The 23,427-nt window shown below is 42.9% G+C and carries 16 protein-coding genes and 1 riboswitch; of the genes, 7 read left to right on the top strand and 9 right to left on the bottom strand.

The annotated features are described in order from the left end of the window. Window position 1: 1 nt before the first annotated feature. The 4 genes from mobB (at window position 2) to MWU56_RS00095 (ending at window position 4,452) form a co-directional block, all read left to right on the top strand. The gene (gene mobB, locus MWU56_RS00080; protein ID WP_247040953.1) at window positions 2-1,021 is read left to right on the top strand and encodes a MobB family relaxase; all 1,020 of its coding nucleotides are present in this window, start codon (window positions 2-4) and stop codon (window positions 1,019-1,021) included. An 11-nt stretch (window positions 1,022-1,032) separates the two neighbouring features. Beyond that, on the top strand, window positions 1,033-2,619 hold the full coding sequence (locus MWU56_RS00085; RefSeq protein WP_247040956.1) for a type IV secretion system DNA-binding domain-containing protein: 1,587 nt from the start codon (window positions 1,033-1,035) through the stop codon (window positions 2,617-2,619). Between the two features lie 61 nt (window positions 2,620-2,680). Beyond that, window positions 2,681-2,786: riboswitch (TPP riboswitch) on the top strand. A gap of 60 nt (window positions 2,787-2,846) precedes the next feature. Further along, window positions 2,847-3,440 carry a nicotinamide riboside transporter PnuC gene (gene pnuC / locus MWU56_RS00090; protein WP_247040958.1) on the top strand — a complete coding sequence of 198 codons (594 nt, stop codon included), beginning with the start codon at window positions 2,847-2,849 and terminating at the stop codon, window positions 3,438-3,440. Next, the gene (locus tag MWU56_RS00095; protein ID WP_247040960.1) at window positions 3,433-4,452 is read left to right on the top strand and encodes an acyl-CoA dehydrogenase; all 1,020 of its coding nucleotides are present in this window, start codon (window positions 3,433-3,435) and stop codon (window positions 4,450-4,452) included. Before pnuC ends, MWU56_RS00095 begins: the two co-directional genes overlap by 8 nt. A gap of 30 nt (window positions 4,453-4,482) precedes the next feature. Here the strand turns inward: MWU56_RS00095 and MWU56_RS00100 are convergent, their stop codons facing one another. Next, window positions 4,483-5,049, bottom strand: coding sequence for an AAA family ATPase (locus tag MWU56_RS00100; protein ID WP_247040962.1), 567 nt, complete (start codon window positions 5,047-5,049; stop codon window positions 4,483-4,485). 269 nt (window positions 5,050-5,318) lie between these two features. Between MWU56_RS00100 and MWU56_RS16500 the strand changes: the two genes are divergently transcribed. Further along, window positions 5,319-5,441, top strand: coding sequence for a hypothetical protein (locus MWU56_RS16500; RefSeq protein WP_262917760.1), 123 nt, complete (start codon window positions 5,319-5,321; stop codon window positions 5,439-5,441). A gap of 315 nt (window positions 5,442-5,756) precedes the next feature. Here the strand turns inward: MWU56_RS16500 and MWU56_RS00105 are convergent, their stop codons facing one another. From MWU56_RS00105 to MWU56_RS00140, 8 genes are all read right to left on the bottom strand, one after another. Next, on the bottom strand, window positions 5,757-6,830 hold the full coding sequence (locus MWU56_RS00105; protein WP_247040969.1) for a nuclease-related domain-containing protein: 1,074 nt from the start codon (window positions 6,828-6,830) through the stop codon (window positions 5,757-5,759). Between the two features lie 388 nt (window positions 6,831-7,218). Beyond that, window positions 7,219-10,053 (bottom strand): type I restriction endonuclease subunit R, encoded by a 2,835-nt coding sequence (locus tag MWU56_RS00110; RefSeq protein WP_247040971.1) that lies wholly within the window; start codon window positions 10,051-10,053, stop codon window positions 7,219-7,221. After that, window positions 10,050-11,015: an Abi family protein gene (locus MWU56_RS00115; protein ID WP_247040973.1), complete on the bottom strand. Its 966-nt coding sequence runs from the start codon at window positions 11,013-11,015 to the stop codon at window positions 10,050-10,052. The genes MWU56_RS00110 and MWU56_RS00115 overlap by 4 nt, the downstream gene beginning before the upstream one ends. Window positions 11,016-11,240: 225 nt before the next feature. After that, window positions 11,241-12,425 (bottom strand): PD-(D/E)XK nuclease family protein, encoded by a 1,185-nt coding sequence (locus tag MWU56_RS00120; protein WP_247040975.1) that lies wholly within the window; start codon window positions 12,423-12,425, stop codon window positions 11,241-11,243. Window positions 12,426-12,436: 11 nt separating this feature from the next. Then, on the bottom strand, window positions 12,437-13,648 hold the full coding sequence (locus MWU56_RS00125) for a restriction endonuclease subunit S (RefSeq protein ID WP_247040977.1): 1,212 nt from the start codon (window positions 13,646-13,648) through the stop codon (window positions 12,437-12,439). A gap of 2 nt (window positions 13,649-13,650) precedes the next feature. Beyond that, a complete protein-coding gene (locus MWU56_RS00130) occupies window positions 13,651-15,213 on the bottom strand; it encodes a type I restriction-modification system subunit M (protein WP_247040979.1) in 1,563 nt (520 codons plus the stop codon). Between the two features lie 206 nt (window positions 15,214-15,419). Further along, entirely contained in the window at window positions 15,420-17,681 is a 2,262-nt protein-coding gene (locus tag MWU56_RS00135) for an AAA family ATPase (RefSeq protein WP_247040981.1), read from the bottom strand. 206 nt (window positions 17,682-17,887) lie between these two features. Then, entirely contained in the window at window positions 17,888-18,196 is a 309-nt protein-coding gene (locus MWU56_RS00140; RefSeq protein ID WP_247040983.1) for a helix-turn-helix domain-containing protein, read from the bottom strand. A 729-nt stretch (window positions 18,197-18,925) separates the two neighbouring features. Here MWU56_RS00140 and MWU56_RS00145 point away from each other — a divergent pair. Together MWU56_RS00145 and MWU56_RS00150 are read left to right on the top strand one after the other, a co-directional pair. Continuing rightward, complete coding sequence (locus MWU56_RS00145; RefSeq protein WP_247040988.1) at window positions 18,926-21,958, top strand: SusC/RagA family TonB-linked outer membrane protein; 3,033 nt, start codon at window positions 18,926-18,928, stop codon at window positions 21,956-21,958. 16 nt (window positions 21,959-21,974) lie between these two features. After that, window positions 21,975-23,408 carry a RagB/SusD family nutrient uptake outer membrane protein gene (locus tag MWU56_RS00150; protein ID WP_247040990.1) on the top strand — a complete coding sequence of 478 codons (1,434 nt, stop codon included), beginning with the start codon at window positions 21,975-21,977 and terminating at the stop codon, window positions 23,406-23,408. Window positions 23,409-23,427: the final 19 nt, after the last annotated feature.

Consider the following 23,427-nt stretch of genomic DNA (forward strand, 5'->3'; position numbering starts at 1 on the left):
CATGTATATCGCCATCACACGTCAACACTTGGGGAACAACTATCGGGGCAGTGCCGGGGATTTTGTCAAGTATCTGGAAAAGGAGAACGAGGGGAAATCCCCGGAAGACCGGGAACTGTTCTTTAACCAGACGGAAAACAATATTGAGGCCGACAGGGTCATCGCAGAGATTGATGCCAATACCGGTAAGCTTTCCAAACGGGACCCCAAGTTCTATTCTATAATGGTCAGCCCTTCACAAGCGGAGCTCAAACATATCGGGGACAATCCCGAAAAACTGAAACACTACACCCGGGAACTCATGAAGTCCTATGCGGCCTCTTTTTATCGGGACAAGGAGGTAACCGTCAGGGAGGTGCTGTATTTCGCGAAACTGGAACGGGAACGGACCTATTCCGAAAAGGATAAAGCGGTCAAGGAAAACCAGCCTTATGCCACAATGATATTGGAACTCCAGCACCAGGTCAGGGCCATCAAGGAAGGTAGGGAGGAAGGGGATATGGGCATACTCCATGAAAAAATCCAGACCTTGGAAAGGGAAGCGCCGCATCGGCAGAATGGGAAACGCATCGTTCCCGGGATGGGTAAGGAAGGACATCAGAGTCATATCCATATCATCGTCAGCCGCAAGGATGTGACCAACGGCCATAGCCTATCCCCAGGTTCCAAGTTTCGGACTTCCGAGACCATCCTCAATGGGGAGAAGGTAAAACAGGGCTTTGATCGGGACAAGTTCTACCGGGCCGGGGAAAAGACCTTTGACAAACAGTTTGGCTATCGCAGGAATTTTGTGGAGACCTACCATGCCCGGAACCTTTTGGACAAAGACCCTAAAAGCTTCTTTGTGGCGCTCTTGGGACTTCCCGCCAATGAAAAACAGGCCGCCAAACAGTTGTTGTTCAAGGCGGGGGTCAAAGTGCCTACCATTCCCACCAATAAAGCACAGTTGGCCTATAAGGCGCTCATGAAATTGAAAAAGGGTATCGGCAAGGCCATGGAATCAGGGTCGATAGGAATTTAAACTTTTCAATTATGGAAGAATTAGGAGCAATGCACAGTCTATGGTCAATACTACTGGGTGGAGGGGTATCGGTCGTATTCAATCGGTATGTAAAATACGGGTATGTATATTTTCTTGGAATCCTTGGAATTGTGGTTTTGACCACCGGTTGGGCACGACATTGGGATGGTTTTTTAATAGGGGTCTTGACCCTTTGGCTCCCCTTGTTTTTTGTCCATACCGTAATCTATGGCCTAGTGGATTACCATAAGGACACCCCTAAAAAATCCATAGTCTTTGAGGTGAAACTAAAGGTCCGTGGAAGGCCCTTGGTCTTGGGGAATATCCGAAGAGGGGTTTCGGTGATAGCCTCGGCAGGTAGCGGAAAGACAGAAAGTATCATCTACGGGCTGTTACAGCATTTCCGTAAGGAACGGTTTTCCGGGATTATCCACGATTACAAGGATTTTGAGATTACAGAAATGGCCTATCCGCTCTGGAAGGATAAAAAGGTGCCTTTTCGTATTGTGTCCTTTGGCCCCATATACCATCGGGTCAATCCCATTGCCCCCAAGTACCTGCCCGATGAGGAAAGCGTACACGAAGTCTCCCGTGTACTCTTGGAAAACCTCATGGAGCATCGAGATTCTGATGGGAACAATACTTCTCGTTTTTTTAAGGATGCCGCCGAAGGCTTGTTCAGTGGGCTCATATGGCGGCTGAAGACCGATTATCCCCAATACTGTACCTTGCCGCATCTGATGGCCCTTTACCAACAGTTGTCCACCAAAAGCTTGATCAAGTTTTTACGCGGAAATATCACCTCCCGTGCCATGGCCGATGCCTTTATTAGCGGGATGGGTTCCGATCGCCAGACTGCAGGGGTCCTCAGTACCCTGGCCAATGCCATTAAAAAGATCGCTACCCGAAAGATATTCATGGTCCTGTCCAAGGATGAGATTCCCTTGGACATCAATACGGAGCAGCACCCCTCCATCATTTGTTTGGTGAACAATCCCCAAAAGGATGCTTCCCTTTCCCCGGTGATCGCCACGATAATCCATACCATCTCGAAACAGATGAGCCAACGCAACCGAAAGCCTTCCTTTATGTTGCTGGAAGAGGCTTCGACCTTGCGCTTGTTGAATATGCACCGCATACCGGCCACGCTACGGAGCTATGATATTGTGAGTGTCTATGTGCTTCAGGATAAGATCCAGAATGATATGATGTACGGGGAGAAAGCGAGCAAGGCGATACTTTCCAACCTTTCTTATCAGTTTTTTGGGAAGGTGAACGACCCGGATACCGCCCGATATTATGAACGCTTTTTTGAATTGGTAAAGATACCTACCCGAAGCGTGAGCAAAAGTTCTGGCCTAAACCTGGAACGTAGGATCACGGAAGGGGAGAAGGAAGTGTCCAAACGACGGGCGGAGGTGTTCTTTCGGTTAAAACAGGGGGAATTTGTAGTGTTTGCAGATGGAAAGGATCGGAAGGTTAGGTTTGCGAAGCCCGAGATTGCTAAGGCGTTGCCCGATCCGTTGGAGGTTTCGGAGGAGGATTTGGAACAACATTATTTGAAGGTGCACCGGGAGGTGGGGTCGATTTTTCAGTGAGTAAATTCTTTAGAATTAATAGTGTTCGATAGAATTGAAATAGGAACAATTCCCTACCTTTGATCATTATATGGGGTGCCCTAAATGGGCTGAGATCATACCCGGAAGTAAATTACTTCACACCTGATCCAGGTAATGCTGGCGTAGGGAAAAGGGCAAGGCCTTAACTGGCTTTTGTTTTCAGTTTTTGGGTATCCTATGGTAGTAATGAACCTAGAGAACCCCAGATGGAATTATTTTCACAAATCGTTATTTTACAGTGGCTCGGAACCGCCTTTGGGGTGGTCCAAGTACTTATGGCCCGTCAGAACAATGTCCATAATTACCTTTTTGGTATCGTGGCCATATTGATAAGCATCTATGTGCTGTACCAATCCCAATTGTATGCCGATATCCTATTGAACCTATATTATCTGGTCATGAGCATTTATGGTTGGTTCTATTGGAAGATGGGCAAACAAGAACGTGAAGCACCGATTTCCTATGCCAATGGAAAAGAACATGGGATTGCCGTGAGCATTGTTCTGGGATGTTTTATGCTAATGGTTTATTGGTTGGGACAGCATACGGATTCCGATGTACCCTATTGGGATGCCTTTGTCGTTGCATTTGCTTGGGCCGGCATGTGGTTGATGGCCAAACGAAAAATCGAAAACTGGATCTATTTGAACATTAGCAACCTGATTTCGGTACCCCTGTTGATCTATAAGGAACTCTATATTTATGCGGGATTGACAGCATTCTTGTTCGCCGTGGCCATATCAGGTTATATCAAATGGAAAAGAATTATCGATAATGAAAAGGATAATGCATATGCATAAGATCAGTGAACTTTGCTTTGGAAAAGCAGTTCTGCCTGAACCGGTGTTGCAATGGGTCGCCAAAGAAAATCTTTGGAATCTATGGGTGCCCAAATCCCACGGTGGTCTGGAAGTGCCCTTGATCGACGGATTGGAGACCTTACGGTCCCTGGCCAAATTGGATGGTAGCTTGGGCTGGACATTGACCCTTTGTAGCGGTGCCAATTTCTTTGTCGGGAACCTGCAAAAAGAGGTGGCCGATGAACTGTTTAACGGAAATATCACACCTATTTTTGGTGGAAGCGGTGGTGTTTTTGGAACCGCTGATAAGGTAGGTAATGGATTTGTGATAAACGGTACATGGAAGTATGCCACGGGAGCCCCATACCTTACTCACTTTACCTTGAATGCGAAAATCCGGGAAAATGGTATTGATGTATTGATGGATGATGGTAGCCCTGTAGTACGTTCTTTCCTTTTGAAAAGGGAACAAGTGGAGATTATTCATGATTGGAAAACCATGGGGCTTCAGGCCACGGCCACTGATTCCTTTAAAGTTAACTCCCAATGGGTGGATGGAAGGCATTGTTTTGTATATGATACATTTTACCTGCCTCAGCCCATTTTTAAGATTCCATTTAGTGCGTTTGCCGATTTGACCTTATGGGTCAACTATATAGGTATGGCAGAGCGTTTTTTGGAAGAAGCTGAACGCATCGGTAACGATAATGGCATGTTAAATGGCTTACAGAAAATCATATGGCATGCCATTAGCGAATGCATGAGGGATGCACAGTATATACAATCTATGGTCTTGGAAGTACAGAATATTCCAGAAGCTTATGTCGAAGAAATACATCAAAAAGCATCGCATTCCGTTCGTACTTTGACCAATGAGATCATACAGGTGTTCCCTATATTGGGAATACGGGCCAGTACCTTGGACCATCCATTGAATCAAGTCTTCAGGGATTACTTTACGGCAACGCAACATCATATCTTCAGTCCATTGGGCAGAAGAAATCAATTGTAATTTGTTGTTTTTATGGTGTCACAAGAAGCCTTAATGATTTCTTAGGTAGTCCAGGATGAAATCAGCACGCTCACTAGTGGAAACTTTGGGAACTTCCACTAAATCATATTGGTACATACGATAGGTCTGTATCATTTTGTTAAAGGTGAACACGGCTTCGTTCCAATCCTGTTTGCGTTGGTCGTCGGTTTGGTAGATGTCCTTCCATGGGGGTAAAATAAAGACTTGGGGATGGTACCTGTAATTTTCTGCATAGGTTTTCATTTCTTGGTCAATGGGAATTCCTTCTAGGGCAGCGTAGCACAGGGCATCCACAAAGCCGCGATCGAAGAATAGGGGGGAACCGTCCTTGAAACTTTCCGAAACCGCTTCATAGCTTGCAACGGAACGTTGGAACATCAGTTCCATGTAAAGCTTTTTGTTCTTCCAAGGTAGGGCCTCACCATCTATGGCCTGTTGTTCTTTGATGAGTTCGCGGGCAATTTCCGGAACCACTGCCATGCCACGGTTTTTAAGCTCACCCAATAACGTGGTCTTGCCGACTCCCGGGCCGCCCGTGATGATATAAAACGGATTAGTGTTTTTGGTATGTTTCAATGTTAAGGTCTTTGGTCTGGTTTCACCTGTTTTTTTATTGGTCGGCAATATTACAAACTTCTGTGGAATCGGGCGGCCGTGATCGGATGTTCGGTGGTAAGGGTTCCATCAATATTTGTCGCAAGGTAAACGTCGCAGCCTGCAATCGGACAAGGGACGGCATAAAGCCGTTCCTTTCGTCTCTTTATATTCCGTTTCCTTGCCACTGCACAAGCTGCCTTCCGTTTGGTACCTGCGGCACATATTGTTTAACCTTAAATCCATAAATTATGTATTTAAACAGATTGCAACAGGACGAGGTCTTTGTGCCGACACAGCTCAGACCTTTGGAAGAATTGACCGGAATGCCCACCAGGAAAGGGATGGAAAAGGCCATTGTGAATAACCTATGAAATAGGAGATCATACACTCAAGGAACGAATCGTTGAAATTGGCATGGCATCCTCCAAGGCCATGATGGAAATACTGGTAACACAATAAGGGGATAACCCTAACAAAACGAATACTGGAATAGCTGTTCAGGTATTCTATAGGCTGGGAAGGATTGCTAGGAGGCAATTTAAAAGGTTGATTTCAAATATCCAAGATTTTACGAGAAAGGTATGTGGAATGGTGAATGAGGTAGAGTATGGGTCTGTAATTAAACTTTGTCCGTTGATTCAATTGCTTTAAGGCTAGACCATAGCAATTGGCGTTTAATGCCATTGTTAACTTTTTAGTTTCAATAAATGGTCGGCCATATTTTGAACTTCGGTGGAATCAAAGATTGGTTCGAAATACGCAATATAATTATTGAGTTCGTTAAGCTTTTTGACAGCGACATGATTGAACTTTTCCTTGGGTTTATGACGTATCATTGCTACAATATTGCGAATGGGCAGTTTTTTATTGCCCCAGTGGTGTTTTTTCAATAATTGGTTTAGATGGCGTTCCTTTGGATTCAGCAAAACAAATAGGGCATAGCTAACCCTTTGTATCTGTTTGATTGGAGAACGAAGGTCATATCGCTCCAAGGATGCCTTGCTCCAGTTCTTCGTCTCAATGATGAAGATCCCGGCCTGGGTAACCAATAAATGGTCGATTTGTATACTGTGGATAAGATGTTTTTCCTTTTTGTAGAAAATTGGTTTATTGAATTTTATGGAGTAATCATTGAACAGGACACAATCATCTGAAAGTTTTTCGAGTTCTTTTGCTACTAGATTTTCCCCTATTGCTCCGGCAATAATCGGATATAGGTTCGTACAGATAGTTTTCATGTGATCGAGCTCTTTGAACCTTGGGGCACTACGTTCCGAAATTATTTCCTCACGGTTGGTAATGTGACTGTAGAGCTTTTTAAGGCCGGCATCCAGTTTTTTTTTGTATTGAAAGGTTTTGAGCATAACGATGGTTGCAAAGTTTTTCTCTAGGATGAATTTGTAAGCTAGAAGGATTTGCTGTTGGTACCAATTAAGAAGCTCTAATAGGGCATTTTTAGTGGGGTGTGATAGTGATTCAGACTTTATTTTTAATCGGGAGATTGTGTTGTTAAGTTTAGTTGATGTACTGGATTTACGTTCTTCATAACCCTTTTGAAGATAGTGGCATTTGGTCTGGAGGACATCCGATTCCAAATCAAATTGCCGCTCAATCTTGAAGATCAGTTCCTCTTTTTCGTTGTCATAGTATTTGAGGAATTTTTTGATTTCACCAATGGAGTTGAATCGGGTGATTCCTTCTTGATTCAAGGTTTCCCGAATTCTTTTTAAGGACTCTATTTGGCCGTGGATACGTGTCATGGTTGGTAAGTTACTAACGTTTTGACAGCAAACTTAGTATGAGGCTGTTATTCAGGTAATGTTGTAGCTTATTGTATAGCTAAAGGTCGCATAAAGCTAATGGATATTTCTGTGATGGGCTAGCAAGTAAACTATCGAGTCAACTAACAATCATCTATTAATGTCTTATTAATTGGATATCGGAGGATTTCAGATTTCTACTTTAGTGGACGATTCACAGGATGAGTTGAGTATCTTTTGTTCGTTGAATAAGGCGGGATTAATGGGATGATTTAACCTTTGGTACCATTCAATTTTTTGTGCACAATTATTAAGAATTTTACGGTCTTTTTTAAATGAATCCAATAGTAAAGACCAAGACAACAAAGGGGGAGCTAACAAGAATTCCCTACCCCATCCCATCAATAAAGGTTTCCACAAAGTCTTTTACCTTGCCCAATACCCTGTCGGATGAGGTGGCCCTATCCCGTAGGCTGGGCCTTTCGTTCATTACGGTAATGATCTCATCCCGAAGAGGTTCTTTTTCCGTAAATAGGTAATTACTGACCAGATCAACTAACTTCTGGTAATCCAAGTTTTCCTCTTTGGCCAATTCCAGTATGGCCTTTTTCTTCTCTACTGTCCAGAAGGATTCGAACTCATTGGCGACCATATCCGAGTCCGTTATCAAGGGTAGATTTTCTGTTATAAACTTTTCGATCAGTTCCTTTTTACTCCTTAATTGTGTTTCTGAGCCCAACATGTCCGAAATCGCTTTTCGTTGCTCTTCTTGCTCCTTTGGCTCCGAATCGTGAAGTTTGGCCAATAGGGTCAAAATATACGTGACATTTATTTCATCCCTTCGAATCAGTTCCAGTTCAAAATCGATGTCGTTTAATATAGAGACCTTCTCCTTTTGGGTTTCCGATCGTATGGTGTCATATAGATCCAAGTACTTGCTCTTATAGTTTTCAAAGGTCTGCTCGTCCATGCCCAAATCCTCAAAACTGAACTCCGTGAACGTACCAAGTACGTTTTTTACCCGCATCAACTCCCTAAAAGCCTTTACAAATTCCAGTTCTTCCGCTTCGGATACCAAATCATTTACACTGTCAAAGGTGGGTGCAATGGCCCTTACACGTTCCACGGCTTCATCAAACTTTTCAATATAATCCCCATAGGGCTGTACAATGATCTCTTCAATGGCCTCTTTGTTGGAAAACAGGGTTATGGCCTCATCAGTGGCTTCTTTTAGATTCCTGAAGGCCACCACATTCCCTTGGGATTTCACCTCGTCCAAGATTCGGTTGGTACGGGAATAGGCCTGTATCAACCCGTGGTACTTTAAATTTTTATCCACGTAGATGGTATTGAGCAGTTTACTGTCAAAGCCTGTCAAAAACATATTGACCACCAACAAAATGTCCACTTGTCTGTTTTTTACCCGCTTCCCAATATCCTTGTAATAGGAATAAAACTCATTGGTGGAATAATTGGTCTTGAACATTTGGTTATAGTCCCCAATAAATTCTTCCAGTTTATCCCTTGTATGCTTTGTGTCATATTGTGACGAAGGCTCCGCGGCAAAATCCCCATAATCCTCATCAGGGATAAAACCCTGGGCATCCTCATCCAATTGATTGGCTTGGTAAGAGTATATCGTGGCCACTTTTAAATCGTGTTCCCCTGCTTCCTTTTTTGCCTGGAAGAGTTCATAGTATTTTATAAGCGTCTTTACGTTCTGGACGCAAAAAATAGCTGTAAAGCTCCTGTTATGGGTTTTTAGGTTGTGGTTGTTGATGATAAAATCCACATTGTTCTCCAATCGTTCGGGGGCCTCCAAAACCTCGGCGGTATCGATGTCCTCCACCTTGATGTCAACGACCTCCTCCTTTACCTTGACGGTGTTCATGTACTCAATGGAAAACTTCAGAACGTTCCTATCCCGTATGGCATCGGTGATCACGTATTTGTGCAGACATTCCTCAAACAGATCCTTGGTGGTCCGTCTTCCCAGTTTATTGTTTACTGAGTTATCGGCAAAAATCGGAGTGCCCGTAAAACCGAACATCTGGGCATTGGCAAAGTAGTTTTTAATCGCATTGTGGGTATCGCCAAACTGGCTGCGGTGGCATTCATCGAAAATGAACACGATACGTTCATTTTTTAGCTTGTCCACTTTGGCCATGTGCTTGGGCTTGGAGATGGCCGTATTCAACTTTTGTATGGTGGTGACAATAAGTTTGGTATCATCGGCGAGCTGTTTTACCAATGTGCCGGTGTTGTTGGTGGCATCGATACTGCCCTCACTAAAACTATTGAACTCTTTGATGGTCTGGTAGTCCAGATCCTTACGGTCCACCACAAAGACCACTTTAAGCACATCTTCCAAATTGGTCAGTATCTGTGCCGCTTTAAAGGAGGTCAATGTCTTGCCCGAGCCCGTGGTGTGCCAGATATAGCCAAATTTGTTGCTGTTCTTTACACGCTCCACGATGGCTTCGGTGGCATAATACTGATAGGGCCGCAACACCATTAAGGTTTTGGCGGTGTTCAGCACAATGTACTTGGTGATCATCTTGGAGAGGTGGCAGGGCTCCAAAAATACATTGGCAAAATCGCTTAATTGTGTAATGATATTGTTCTCCCTGTCCGCCCAAAAGAACGTCTGTTTGAAGGAACGTGCCTTTACCGGGTTGTTTGCAAAATACTTTGTATTTACCCCATTGCTGATGACAAAGAGCTGCACGTATTGGAACAGCCCACTGCCCGAACCGAACGAATGCCGCTCGTACCGGTTGATCTGGTTAAAGGCCTCCTTCATTTCCAAGCCCCGTTTTTTCAACTCTATTTGCACCAATGGCAGACCGTTGATGAGTAAGGTCACATCGTACCGGTTTTTATACGTGCCCTCCATGGTGACTTGGTGGGTGACCTGGTATTGGTTTTTGCACCAGTGCACTCGGTCGATCAACTCAACATATCCTGTTTCCCCATTGTCCTTGGTGTAGGAGATACGGTCACGCAGCGTTTTGGCCTTCTCATAGATGTTGCCCTTGGAGAGTTGGTTGAGTATCTGCCTGAATTCCACATCCGAATAGGTGGTCTGGTTATGTTTTTCCAATTGCCTTTTTAAGTTGGCAATGAGTTCGGCCTCGTCTTTTATAGTAACTTTGGTATAACCTAAGTCCTGGAGCTGTTCAACGAGGTTTTCTTCTAATATGTGTTCGGGTTGTGCGGTCATTTGTTACTTTTTTTAAAGGGCAAACAAGGTTGACTATCGGATTCATACGACCATAATGGTTCTTTTTCCCAATTAGCTTTCATACCCAGTGCATTGGGGTCAACATTCGGGTATTTATGAAATAACGCCTCCAATCGTGGCGTAAATTGGTTATTGGGCTGTATGATGTTCAACATGTACTTCATTAAGCACATATGAACGTACAGATGGATAAACTCGTGCTGTTTGGGTACATTAACTTTGTCGGCAATCCACGGGTATGGTGGTTTGGACAACAGTTTTACCGTACCGGGCAGATTACGGTTCCAAAGTCTGGAATGGTGTGCACAAAAATTGCGTATTTGGGCTATGGACTGCAACCAACTGGGTAAATAGGTATGGTTGACCGCACCAAGTTCTTGGGCAATAACATCCTTGGATTCGATGGTGTGTTTTAGATTACCGTATAACTTGGACAAGGTTCCAAAACTGGTTTGCTCCAAGGTTTTCCATGATGGTGGAAAACGTTTGTCATCTTTGTGTTTTTTGAAATGTTTTTTTATGGTGGGGTCTTTGCTTCTACTTCTGGTAATTTCTTCCTCCAAACCTGCCAAGGTTTTGGCGTGTGCCATGGTATCCACAAACAAATCGCTATTTTGAAACCACCATGGATCAATCTCCAAAGAGAGGTGATAGATCAATTTGGTGCGCAAGCTGATTTCTATTTTCTCGATGACATCAAAAAGCAACAAGCGCAATTCGGCATCAAAATTATAGAGCGCCACCACATCTTCAAAAGTACTGTTGGGCTTAAAAATGTGCTGTTCTTTATCGGATTGCATTACATACCAATATTCGCCCAACCGGTAATAACTTATATGCGAAAGGTACTTTATGGCCAAAGCCTCATTGGGAACCAACAAGCCTCTTTCTTTGAGACGGGCAATCTGTTGTTCTTTGGTAAATGCCGATTTATTGTACATATGACAACGGCATTAAGAATGTAAGAGGAAGGTATATAAAGCAAAAGACACACCCTGGGACGCTGTTCTTATGGTGTAGCGTGGTGTGTACTGTTGATGCAAAATTACTATTTTCTACCATATTTTTACTACAATTTACCACAATTGATTGTTTTTTAACATTTACACGCTATACAAATATGTGCTGAAACCCATTTGTAAAATGATGAAATAGTGATGTTTACGCTATTTCAAAAATGCCAACGGAGCTTCGCTGACATTACAGATTTCCATTAGTATCTCTTTGACAAACTCGATCAAACCTTCCCGTTGTTGGGCATTGAACAGTTTAGACCGCTCATTTACATTATCGAAATACAATATATCCCTGTAATATGGCCAAACCTTGCTTTCCCTAAACCCTGACTGAAAATATTCAAGTTGGCCCAAGGCGGCTTTTAAGGGGGCTCTTTCCACTTTATCTTTATTTCCTATGATGCCATAGATGGATTTTTGCCACGGTATTTTGGATTCACCTTCAAGTTTGATGGCTATATTCTTGGGCCATTTATTGTTTGTAATGCTTATCCCTGTCCAAGAATCACTTAAATCATCGTCCACATTTATGTTCCAATCGTCGTTCAATGCATCCCGGAGCCTTTCCGAAATCTCACCTATAAATTGTTGGGCAGCTTCCAATTCAACTTCGGATATGGCATTGCTGATGGTCTGGGCCGCATTGTAGTTTTCTTTGACAAGCTTGTGCATTTCTTTTTCCATTGCTTTATCGGTTAATTGGTTGGTCAGTTTTTTTAATAGGACGATGTATTGCTTTATAGATTCCCTAAGAATCGGTTCTTCTGCCGATTCCTTTAAACAGGCCTCCAGCCAATCCACAATGTCCGTTTTATACGAAAGACAATGGTAGTCCTTATCCATGACCAGTGTGCCCTTGCTCTCGGGTGAAGCATCTGAACCATCAAGGGTTAAGTAATATACCGTGTTGTTTTTCTTGTTGTGGTTACAATACCGTTGTAGTTGCACATTTTGGTCGGCTGCATAGATTTTATTCTCTATACATATACTGTTGGTTTGGTCGGTAATGTAAATATCCACCCTGCCACCTGTTAGATTGGAATCGTCCCGTTTTCCAATATATTTTTCCAAGACGACACTTGCCTTGTCCAAATGGATGGTGCTGTTGCCCACGGATTCTAAGAACAATCGTAAAAACAAGTTCCCTTTGGCATGTGAGCCTTTTGGATCGAGCAGTTCCCCCAAGAAAGCGGAATGGGTACCATTCTCTTTGTGTTCCATGTTTAGAATGGAAAACACATTGAAGTTTTCCCCTTTCAGCCTCGACACCTCATTGTGGTGGGCAATGATTCTTTTGGCATCCTTGATCAGTTTTTTTTCGTTGGTGAATAACATAATATAAAAGTCTATACAAACATTTGCTGCAACAACCCTTTCTTAAAGGTTTGGGTTTTCTCTATTTGGGTCTGTACCACGGCTATCTTTTTATCGATGGCACTTAAAAAGTGGGCGATTTGGGTTTGTTCTTCGAGGCAGGGGAAATTAAATTTCAAATCCGATACTATTCTGCCCGAAAGATTTCCTTGCCCCCCCTGAATGTAAGTTTTGACAATTCTTTCTTTATTATATTTTAATAGGTGAAACAAATATTTTTTATCAGCAATTGTCCTAATACACATAACAGCTTGGTTGATTGCTCCATTAATTTTAGATAATGCAACTTCTCCACTTGTTGCTCCATATAGGGCATACAACAAATCCCCTTTAACAACCATTTTTGCAGATGAAGAATTTAAAGCTTCTTCAGAAATGTAGCTGTATACTTTTTCATCTGAAATATTCCCGGAACCAATAAATGGGATGGTCCCCAAATAAAACTTTTTATTTGTACTCCTTGGAGTTCCTCCTGAAAAGAATTCACAAAAATCCCCCAATCGTTTCTCCTCCCAATCCGGGTACGCACTCCCATCTTCTTTCATAAACCGTAGTTTCTGAGAAAATATTTGCTGCATCACCCCTTTTTTGTAGTCTTCCAACAAACTTTTCTTTTGTTGTAATTGCCCTATTTTTTTATCAACGGATGAAAGGAAAGAAGCTGTTTTTTGTTGTTCGGGGAGTGTGGGGATGTTAACTTTAAATCCACGGATACTTTGAAAATTCAATCCTTCCCTTCCACTACCAGTTTGACCTCTTAGAATTAGTTTTTGTCCTCTGTAGGAAGCTAAAAATGATTGTACAAACTTAGGTTCATCTTGTTTTAATCTAATAATAGAAACGTGTTGATTAACATTTCCTATTTTAAAATCAGTAGGTACTACACAGCTTCTACCAATAGAACCTCCTGTTATATTTAATAGGATATCGTTGCCTTTAACTATACTGCCTTTCATTTTTGAGTTAATTGATTCTGAGATACAAGTATTATCTAGAACTAACTCATTATTAATTACGTTTTGACTTCTGATAAATGGAATACCAGTTTGTTGATAAACTTCTTGACCTCCGGATGGTGTACTCCCACTACCCACCTTAGAACAAAGTAAACCCAACTTTATAGTCTCCCACTCCCCCGAAAACTCCTCAAACCTTAACTTCGGCACCAATTTTTGTTCTTTCATGGTCAAAACGGTGTTTTAAGGTTCAACTGTTGGCAGAAGTCGGCAATAAGGGCATCGGTCTCGGTAATCTCCTGTTCCAATGCCTGCAAATCGGTGGCCACTTGGTCCAAGTCCACAGGTTCCTCTTCTTCAAAGGTGTCCACATAGCGGGGTATGTTGAGGTTGTAATCGTTTTCGGCCACCTCGCTCAATGGGGCCACATAGCTATATTTGTCCTTGGCGCTTCGGGTGCGGTAGGTGTCCACAATGGTATCAATATGGGCTTCCATGAGCTTGTTTTTATTGCCATCTTTCTCAAAATCTTGCGAGGCATCAATAAACAATATGTTATCGTTGTGTACCCGGCATTTGCTCAAAACCAAAATACAGGTGGGGATGCTGGTGCCGTAAAATATGTTGGCGGGCAGGCCTATTACGGCATCCAAATAGTTGAGCTCCTTGATCAGGTATTCCCGAATCGTACCCTCGGCACTTCCCCTGAACAATACGCCATGGGGCAACACACAGGCCATGGTGCCGTTTTCCGCCAGTTGGTAGATCATGTGCTGCACAAAGGCAAAATCGGCCTTACTGGTGGGTGCCAATCGTCCGTATTGGCTAAAACGCTCGTCGCTTTCGTTCAACGGGTTGTCCTTACCTTTCCACTTGGCCGAAAATGGGGGGTTGGCCACAATGGCCTCAAACCGCATGTCCAAATGTTGGGGCTGCTCCAAGGTGTCCTCCTGCTTTATGTCAAATCGCCTAAAATGCACATCGTGCAAGATCATGTTCATCCGTGCCAAATTGTAGGTGGTCCGGTTGAGTTCCTGCCCGAAAAAGTCATCCACGGGCACCTCCCGGCTCACACGCAAGAGCAAGGAGCCAGAGCCACAGGTGGGATCGTACACGTTTTTAAGTCGTTTTTTGCCGATGGTCACAATTTTGGCCAATATTTTGGAGACTTGCTGCGGGGTATAGAACTCCCCGGCTTTTTTACCGGCACCACTGGCAAATTGGGAAATCAGGTACTCGTAGGCATCGCCCAGCACATCCGCTTCGGCATCCTCCAGCGCAAAGTCTATTTTATCCAGATGGGACAGCACTTTGGAGATCAAGCTGTTTCGGGCTTCGGTGCTTCGGCCCAGTTTGGTGCTGTTGAGGTCCAGGTCCTCAAAAAGCTTGTTGAAATCGTCCTCGCTCTCCGTGCCCATGGTACTTTGCTCAATACTGTTGAGAATGCTTTCCAGATCGGCAAGGATAAAATTGCTTTCGTTCTCTGTATTGGCATTCCCCTTTTTGGCGATGGAGCTAAAAAGCTCTTCGGGTTTTAGAAAGTAGCCCAATTTTAAAAGTGATTCTTCTTTAATGGCCTCCAGATCGCCGGCATCGGTCACCAAAAGATAATCCTTCACCGCTTCGGTCTCCAATAATTTGTTGGCGTACAGGTATTGTTTTTCGGATAGGTATTTATAGAAAATAAAGCCCAGAATGTAATCCCTGAACTCGTCGGCATCCATTTTGCCTCTCAACTCATTGGCAATGTTCCACAATTGCGTTTCCAGCAGTTTCTTTTGTTCTTCGGACATGAAGTGTAGTTTGTTTGGGTAGGTGTATTCTTATTGTTCTCAAATATATGGAAATGGTGGGTATTTTCAGTTTATGTCTTTTACATGCTGCTAGGGCTCTTTAATATGTTCAACTCTGTTCGTCTGATAAGAAAAGTTAATGGATTTGTTTTGCTGCACATTTGGGAGATGTGCAGTGGTCACTATAGTAATGCCTTCGTGCTTTTTTATATTATCTCAATACAATCGAAAAAATCTCTCAAAATTGAAGCATGGTCTCCATTTGAAGGTTCCGAACCATTGTCATGTAATTCAATGTTTAAGTCATCACATAGTCGTAATAGTCTTTTATAATCTTCTTTCGGATATTTTTTTTCTAAAGTTGTTGTAAATGTTCTTACACTCTTTCTTGATTTTATAGCATCTTCAAGCAGAAAATAATATTTCCGTTTAAAAATGTTTTCCAGGATTACCCTGCAATCACTATTATACTTTTCACCATAGGATTGGTTGTCGTGAATTTCCTTTACTCGTTTGATTTTAGCTATTATTTTGTCATCTGGAAACTCTTCTTCTATATAGCAATATGTTATTTTACTAGTGTTTATACCATCGATTACTTTATCAAAGTCGATTTTTAAAGTTTGAGTAGAACAGTCGCTAAATGACTTAAGGTAAACATCCCTATAGAATGTTTTTTCATGAGTTAATATGATTTTTTGCAATGGCTTTTTTTCAACACCTTCATTTTCATATTTTACATCAGCAAGTAATTGAATAGTATCTCTTTTCCTTTCTTCATCGAATGAAGAAAATGGGTCGTCAAAAACTAAAATCTTTTTATCTAATTTATCATCGTGTTTTAAGAGAGAGAGAAAAAAGGCAAATGCCAAAACCCGCTTATCACTTTCGCTTAATGAATTTTTAAAGTTAGGAATATCGCTATTTTCAGAATCAAGACTGACAAGGTGTTTATCATAGAATTTAATTGTGAAAAGTCTTTCATCGGAACCTTTGAGCTTCTTTATTGGTTGTAAATCATCAATCTTAAAATTTGCCCCCATTCGCTTTAAATAGTTGTTGATTGAAGTTTTATGTAAGCCAAAAACTTCTAATGAGTACTCTTCTAATTCCTTTCTTTTATTTTCCCTTTCAGTTCTTTTGTTTTTAAATGAATTGTTTATTTGTTCAAATTCTTTGCATATATCTTTGAATGCTTTACTTATTCTATGCTTTTGAAGCTCCAAATCCTTTATTTCAGAAATGATTTGTGATTGACTTATCGTTTTACCATCTAAAGGGAAATATTTTTCAAGAACTCTTTTAATTTCATTAATCAGAGTCTTTAATGACTCTTCAAAAAATGAATCGTAATCATTTGAAGGGATAAAATACAAGTCTTGGAATTTGCTTTCAAAATCTTTTTTTAATGAATCAAAGGCTAAGATTATCTGTTCAAAAAACTCTTGCGTTAACTCAGTTTCAAGAGAATATTTTTCAAAGTCAGCATTCAAAAGATTTACAGTGTTTTCGAAATTAGCTGAATCCAATTTCCTTTTTGTTTGTTGGACTTGTTTTTGAAGTGATTGATATTCACCTTTAAAGAACTGTTCATATGTTTCTAATAATCTAAGCTCTTTTGCATTAAGGTTTTGACCACAGAACACACAAGTCTCCTTTTCTTCTTTTGTTAAGTCAAGACCCTGTCTCAAAAAATCCTTGCTTGCATCCTTGTTTTTCCAATGAGCAGAAATGTGTCGGTTAATTTCTTCCGGATTGAAGTTTATTCGACTATTTAAAATCTTATTTATATCTAAGCCTGATAGGGAACTGAAAAAAGATAAATGTTTGCGAATAGTTGTTGTAATTACTTCCTTGTTTTGCAGGCGTTGTAATTCTTCTTTTTTGGCTTTAATTTGATCATTTAGGTGGGTTGTTTCTGGTATTGCACAAAATTTTTCAATTGTGATATTTCCATAATCTGAACTAGGTAAAAGCTTGTTAAAGTTATTGGTAAGCTGTCGTTTCTTTTCCGTTAATTCATTCAATTCCTTTTGAAGCTGTTGGATTTCAGAGTTTAAATCAATTCCTTTTTCGCCAATAATAATTTGATTCAAGCTCTTTTGGTTGTCGAAGGTTATTTCTTCCCCTTGAAATACATTCTCAGTAATGAATTGAGTGTCGAATATTTGAATATTAGGATTTCCTGTTGTCCATTGATTGCTATTAAAGTCAAGAATTGTTCTAGTGGAGCCATCGGTGAATCGGATTTTTATATCAGGGTTTCCTGCTATTCCGAATGATTTTTTCCCTTCGATGATTTTTTTGTCACCTGTTTTGATAGACCTGAAAATAGCAGTAAGGGTGCTTTTACCCAAAGTGTTTCGACCGTAAATTATTGTATTTTCTTGAAATTGAGAACCTGCGGCTTGACAATCAACAAATTTTCCAACCTTCTTAATGTTTTGAATCGCTTCAATTTTGTTCATTGGTTTCTTTTTTTCTGCATGATGGCATAACTAGTTTATTTCTCCCGTTTTACTATGCATATCACCTAATGTGATGGACTTAATCAAATTTGCATATGTAAACAAAACATAGCCATATTATTAAAGTTTAAGGAAGATACTAAATGTAAGAATTTTCGATAAATAAGGAAATGTGAAATCCTGTAAGGAGAATTAAATTGGAATTTTTAGGGTCGTATATCTGTGCCAAATTCTTTTTCAAATTCTGAAAAAAATTCTTCTAATGAATAGTTTTCAAATCGACAAATACTATAAATGGTCGTTAATGGTATATTGTAACCATCTGGTTCTTTAATCTTACTTAATGTTGAAGATGTAAGGCCACATTCACTGGCGTATTCATTTTGGGATATTTCATGACCGTCTTGATTATAAAAAGGAGTGAAGAATTTTTTAGCAATAAAGTTGCACAAATGCTTATTTACTAAAGCATTGATTTTTTTTAATTCGTCTTTATTGGAATTAGTCCGTGACAACTTAATTGTTTTTTATCAAAAGAAGCTGTTAACAAAAAAATATCTGTTCGCGATAGCGAATGATTGTGTTTTTTTATTATATTGCCATTGTTATAAATACATTTGCGATTCTTCGTTTAGAACATATTTGAAGCTATCGCTTTGAATCTCGACTTGAAAACTGGTAATTTTTAGTACACGAGAGGATAAGCAGATTGGCTCACGACCCGGGCGTGAGCTCTCTTATTCGTGTACAGGTATACCAGTACCTCAAGTCGGTAAGTTGAGTTTCACGCCCAACTTTTTCTTAGCGTTTGGTTTCTTTTTTCCTTTCGGGGCATCGCCCAACCATTTGGGTTATGGGAAACATTTGGCAACTTTTTTATGTAGGGTTCACACCGTGTTTTTGTTCCATTTTTGGGGCCTGTCACTCGGTATTCGATATCCTGTTCAAGAAAAAGCCAAAGAACCCCGTTTAAACCTTGATCTGTAGTTGTGGGATACACGTTACATACTTTTCCGGTTCACGATACCTTTTAGTCCCATAACTGACGTACACTTTGAGGTCAACCGGCCCAATCACGAAACCATGGTCTTTTTGGTTTAGGAATTCTATTTCTGGGTATGCTTTTACCCGGACAGGATGGCCTATGTCCGAACCTTGATGTCCTTTTTGAAGTTACGGATTTTCCGTGACTTATGGGACAGTGTGGAGAATAACTAACGCTTTAATTAAAAGAACTCAATTTTATGCAACTTATAATAATACGCATGCACAGGGCCTTCCTGTCCGTGCTCTTCTATGTCTTTTTAATGCCCTTTTTTTTATTTAATATGCAGGCGGGCACTGCCTTGGAACCACCACAGGCCACTGTTTCCGGTATCGTGACCGGTACTGAGGGAGAGCCCTTGGCTGGTGTAAACCTAGTGGTGGAATCCAAGAATATCGGAACCATGTCCGGTCTGGACGGTTCCTTTACAATTAATGTTGCACCTGATGATGTCCTGATCTTTTCCATGGTCGGTTACAAGACCCTTTCCGTACCCATTGGGGGTAGGGAAGCGGTTACGGTCGTTATGGAAGAGGATGTGACCCAGTTGCGGGAAGTAGTCCTCAATGCTGGGTACTATTCCGTTTCCGAAAAGGAACGTACCGGAAATATCGTGGCCATCGGTGCCGAAGTAATCGATAAACAGCCCGTTGGGAATGCCTTGGCGGCCATGCAGGGTCAAATGTCCGGGGTCAACATCGTTCAGAATACCGGGGTGCCCGGTGGCGGGTTTTCAATTGAGGTGCGTGGGCGGAATTTTCTCAGTGGTGTTTCCGATCCGCTCTTTATCGTGGACGGGGTGCCCTTTGGTTCCCAGTCCTTGGGATCGGCAAGGATATCAAATCAGATCGTGGGCGGGGATATCAGTCCACTCAATGCCATCAATCCCAACGATATTGAAAGTATTGAAGTACTCAAGGATGCCGATGCCACCGCCATTTATGGGTCCCGGGGTGCCAATGGGGTCGTATTGATCACCACCAAAAAGGGCGGGGCAGGTAAAACACGCTTTGATGCTCATTTCAGTACGACCCTCGGGGAGGTATCCAACTTTTTGGATCTGCTGAATACCCCACAGTACTTGGAACTCCGAAAGGAAGGAATTGCCAATGATGGGTTTGAGGATATGTTCGAAAGTCCCATCTTTGATTTTTTCTGGCCCGATCTTAAAACTTGGGACCCGGACAGGTATACCGATTGGCAGGAGGAACTTATTGGGGGAACGGCCTACAGGAACAAGGCCCAGCTATCCGTTTCAGGGGGCAATGATCGTACCCAGTTTTTGGTCAGTGGGGCCTATCAACAGGAGACCACGGTCTTCCCCGGGGATTTAAAGTATAAGCGGGGGTCCGTCCATTCCAATCTCAACAATCGATCGGAGAACGGTCGCTTTAAGTTGAACTTGTCCACGACTTATAGCAACGAGAACAATCAATTGCCCAGTGCTGATTTTACGGGCAGTGCCTATACCTTGCCACCCAATGCCCCGGCACTTTATGATGAGGCAGGGAATTTGAATTGGGAGAACAATACCTGGGACAATCCCTTGGCCACTTTGGAGGAGGAGTACAGTGTGACTTCCAAAACATTGATATCCAATGCGGTGGTTTCCTATGCGATACGCCCCAATTTGGAACTGAAATCCAGTTTTGGTTTTACCAGATACCGATTGGACACCTATCGGACCATGCCAAGTTCGGCAAGAAACCCTGGTTTTGGTCTTACCCCACAAAACTATTCCAGTCTGATGTCCAATGCTTCCGATAGGGAATCCTGGATCGTGGAACCCCAACTGAATTGGCGGAAGCAGTGGGAGTGGATGTCCATGGACGTGCTGTTGGGAACGACCTTTCAAAATGAGACTTCTGAACAGTTGGTGCTCAGGGGACGTGGTTTTCCCAATAATGAATTGATCAGGAACTTGGCCGCAGCGGAAACCTTGGAGGTCCTTTCAAATTCGAATGGAGAGTACAGGTACAATGCGGTCTTTGGTCGGGTCAATCTTAAATTTTGGGATCGATATGTAATCAACCTCACGGGACGTCGGGACGGTTCTTCCCGCTTTGGACCGGGCAAGCAGTTCGGAAACTTTGGGGCCGTCGGTCTGGCCTGGACCTTTTCGGAGGAACCCCTGTTTGGGGCAGATTCCCCGTTGAGTTTTGGGAAGTTTCGCGCCAGCTATGGGACCACAGGGAGCGATAATATCGGTGATTACAGTTTTTTGGACACCTATACGGTTAGCGGGAACAACTATGATGGGGTAACTATCGTGGAGCCCACCGGCATATTCAACCCCCAGTTTGGGTGGGAGGAGAACCGTAAACTGGAAGCTGCGTTGGAGCTGGGCTTTTTTAAGGACAGGCTAATGGTCAATACCTCCTGGTACCGGAACCGATCCTCCAATCAATTGGTCGGGATTCCTTTGGCGGCGACAACAGGGTTTTCCGAACTGACGGGAAATTTTGATGCCATTGTGGAAAATACCGGGGTCGAGGTGGACCTGAGTTCCGTGAATATCAGGTCGAACAATTTTAGGTGGACCACCACCTTTAATTTGACCGTTCCCAACAATAAATTGGTGGCTTTTGACGGACTGGAATCCTCCACATTTGCCAATCGCTATGTGGTGGGGGAGCCCTTGACCATCGTGAAACTCTACCAATCCTTAGGGGTCGATTCCGAAACCGGAATGTACCAATTCGAGGACTATAACGGGGATGGGGATATTGGCAGCACCAACGACCGGGAATGGATAGCGGACCTCGCCCCTGATTTTTACGGGGGACTTGGTAATTCGTTCCGTATGGGAAGCCTGACCTTGGAGGTGTTCTTCCAGTTTAAAAAGCAAAAGGCCTATAATGCACTGCGGTACAATGCCACCCCGGGATTACAGACCAATTCTCTGGTCGGCCTGTTTGACCGATGGGAAGCGCCCGGGGATGTGAGCGATATTCAAAGGGCTTCCAGTGGATTGGATCCCAGTAACAATCAAGGGGCGTTCCAGCAAGAGAGCAATGCTGCCGTATCGGATGCTTCCTTTGTGCGCTTGCGCAATATTTCCATCAATTATAAAGTCCCTACTTCGGACCATGGACCGGATATCAATGTATATCTACAAGGGCAGAACTTGTGGACACTTACCGATTATTTGGGCCCTGACCCCGAACAACCTTCCAATATTCGGTTGCCCCCCTTGAGACAGATTACCCTTGGACTTCAATTTAGTTTTTAACGATAACAACAATACTATGAGATTTTTTAGACCTATACATTACACGACCAGGGGGCAGCGACCCTTAGGGTCCGCACAGTACTTTTTACGAAAGCTTTCCATGATCATTGTGGGGCTGCTCTTTATGGGCTGCTCCGATTTTGTGGAAGTGAAACCGCCACAGAACACCTTGATTTCAGCAACGGTATTTGATGATCCGGCCACCGTGGAATCCGCTTTGGCAAACCTATATTTTGATATGCGGGAACAAGGTATGGTCTCGGGCAATTTTGGGCTGACCCCATGCATGGGCATCTATGCCGATGAATTGGATTATTACGGCTCCAATACGGATTATTCCCAAATGTACCAACATAATGTCATTGCAGGAAACGGCCTGGTCCAGAGTTGGTGGGCCCAGGCTTATCATCTCATCTACAGTGCGAATGATATCATCAGGGGCGTGGAAGCATCGAAAAGCCTTGTGGGTGAGGACAAGCAACGGTTCAAGGGACAGGCCTTGTTTGTTAGGGCCTATATGCACAGTCTATTGGTGGCCGTGTACGGGGATGTACCCTATATTGTTACTACGGATTATTTGGAAAACAATACGGTTTCACGAACACCGGTGTCAGCCGTTTATGAACAGATCATCGCTGACCTGAACGAAGCCAAGGATGTGTTGGATGGGCAAGAAGTGGCTTCCAATGAAAAGATTTTTCCCGATAAAGAAACGGTCATGGCCCTTTTGGCCAGAATGTATCTGTACACGGGGCAATGGGAAATGGCCGCATCATTTTCCACGGAACTGATCAATGCCTTTTCCTTGGAGGAAGCTATTGAGCGTGTATTCCTAAAGGATTCCCCGGAAACGATCTGGCAGTTAAAATCGGATGCGGACTTTCCAAAGAATACCAGGGAGGCGACCCAGTTGATCATACAGGCCATACCCGGTCAGACCTACGCCTTGACGGATGGGCTGGTGGCGGCCTTTGAGGATGGCGACCAACGGTTTGACCAATGGGTGAGCAGTATCTCGGATTCGGAAAATACCATCACTTTATTTTATGCCCATAAGTACAAGGCCGACCTCAATGAAACGGCATCCGTGGAATATTCCATTCTTTTTCGTTTGGCGGAACAGCTCTTGATCCGCGCTGAGGCCAGGGCGTACCTTGGTGATATTGAAGGGGCACAGGCCGATCTCAACAGAATACGAAACCGGGCGGGATTGCCGAACACCGTGGCCAACACGAGAGATGCACTTTTGGATGCCATACTGCGGGAACGACGGGTGGAACTCTTTACCGAGCAAGGACATCGTTGGTTCGACCTGAAGCGGACCGGCAGTGCGGAAGCGGTGTTGGGTGCCTTGAAGCCCAATTGGAGACCTACGGACACCGTGCTTCCCATACCGGAGTCCGAACTGGAAACCAATCCCAATTTATTGCCTCAGAACAGCGGTTATTAAACCGGGTTCCCTTGCCAAT

Origin of the sequence: Allomuricauda sp. F6463D, from assembly GCF_023015965.1 — a bacterium.
GTDB lineage: Bacteria > Bacteroidota > Bacteroidia > Flavobacteriales > Flavobacteriaceae > Flagellimonas.

What these genes read in the sequence shown, in the direction of transcription:
- MWU56_RS00145 (WP_247040988.1), top strand. Translation starts at nt 18,926, where the DNA reads ATGCAACTTATAATAATACGCATGCACAGGGCCTTCCTGTCCGTGCTC.
- MWU56_RS00085 (WP_247040956.1), top strand. Translation starts at nt 1,033, where the DNA reads ATGGAAGAATTAGGAGCAATGCACAGTCTATGGTCAATACTACTGGGT.
- MWU56_RS00130 (WP_247040979.1), bottom strand. Translation starts at nt 15,213, where the DNA reads ATGTCCGAAGAACAAAAGAAACTGCTGGAAACGCAATTGTGGAACATT.
- MWU56_RS00105 (WP_247040969.1), bottom strand. Translation starts at nt 6,830, where the DNA reads ATGACACGTATCCACGGCCAAATAGAGTCCTTAAAAAGAATTCGGGAA.
- MWU56_RS00125 (WP_247040977.1), bottom strand. Translation starts at nt 13,648, where the DNA reads ATGAAAGAACAAAAATTGGTGCCGAAGTTAAGGTTTGAGGAGTTTTCG.
- MWU56_RS00135 (WP_247040981.1), bottom strand. Translation starts at nt 17,681, where the DNA reads ATGAACAAAATTGAAGCGATTCAAAACATTAAGAAGGTTGGAAAATTT.
- MWU56_RS00120 (WP_247040975.1), bottom strand. Translation starts at nt 12,425, where the DNA reads ATGTTATTCACCAACGAAAAAAAACTGATCAAGGATGCCAAAAGAATC.
- pnuC (WP_247040958.1), top strand. Translation starts at nt 2,847, where the DNA reads ATGGAATTATTTTCACAAATCGTTATTTTACAGTGGCTCGGAACCGCC.
- MWU56_RS00110 (WP_247040971.1), bottom strand. Translation starts at nt 10,053, where the DNA reads ATGACCGCACAACCCGAACACATATTAGAAGAAAACCTCGTTGAACAG.
- MWU56_RS00115 (WP_247040973.1), bottom strand. Translation starts at nt 11,015, where the DNA reads ATGTACAATAAATCGGCATTTACCAAAGAACAACAGATTGCCCGTCTC.
- MWU56_RS16500 (WP_262917760.1), top strand. Translation starts at nt 5,319, where the DNA reads ATGTATTTAAACAGATTGCAACAGGACGAGGTCTTTGTGCCGACACAG.
- MWU56_RS00095 (WP_247040960.1), top strand. Translation starts at nt 3,433, where the DNA reads ATGCATAAGATCAGTGAACTTTGCTTTGGAAAAGCAGTTCTGCCTGAA.
- mobB (WP_247040953.1), top strand. Translation starts at nt 2, where the DNA reads ATGTATATCGCCATCACACGTCAACACTTGGGGAACAACTATCGGGGC.
- MWU56_RS00150 (WP_247040990.1), top strand. Translation starts at nt 21,975, where the DNA reads ATGAGATTTTTTAGACCTATACATTACACGACCAGGGGGCAGCGACCC.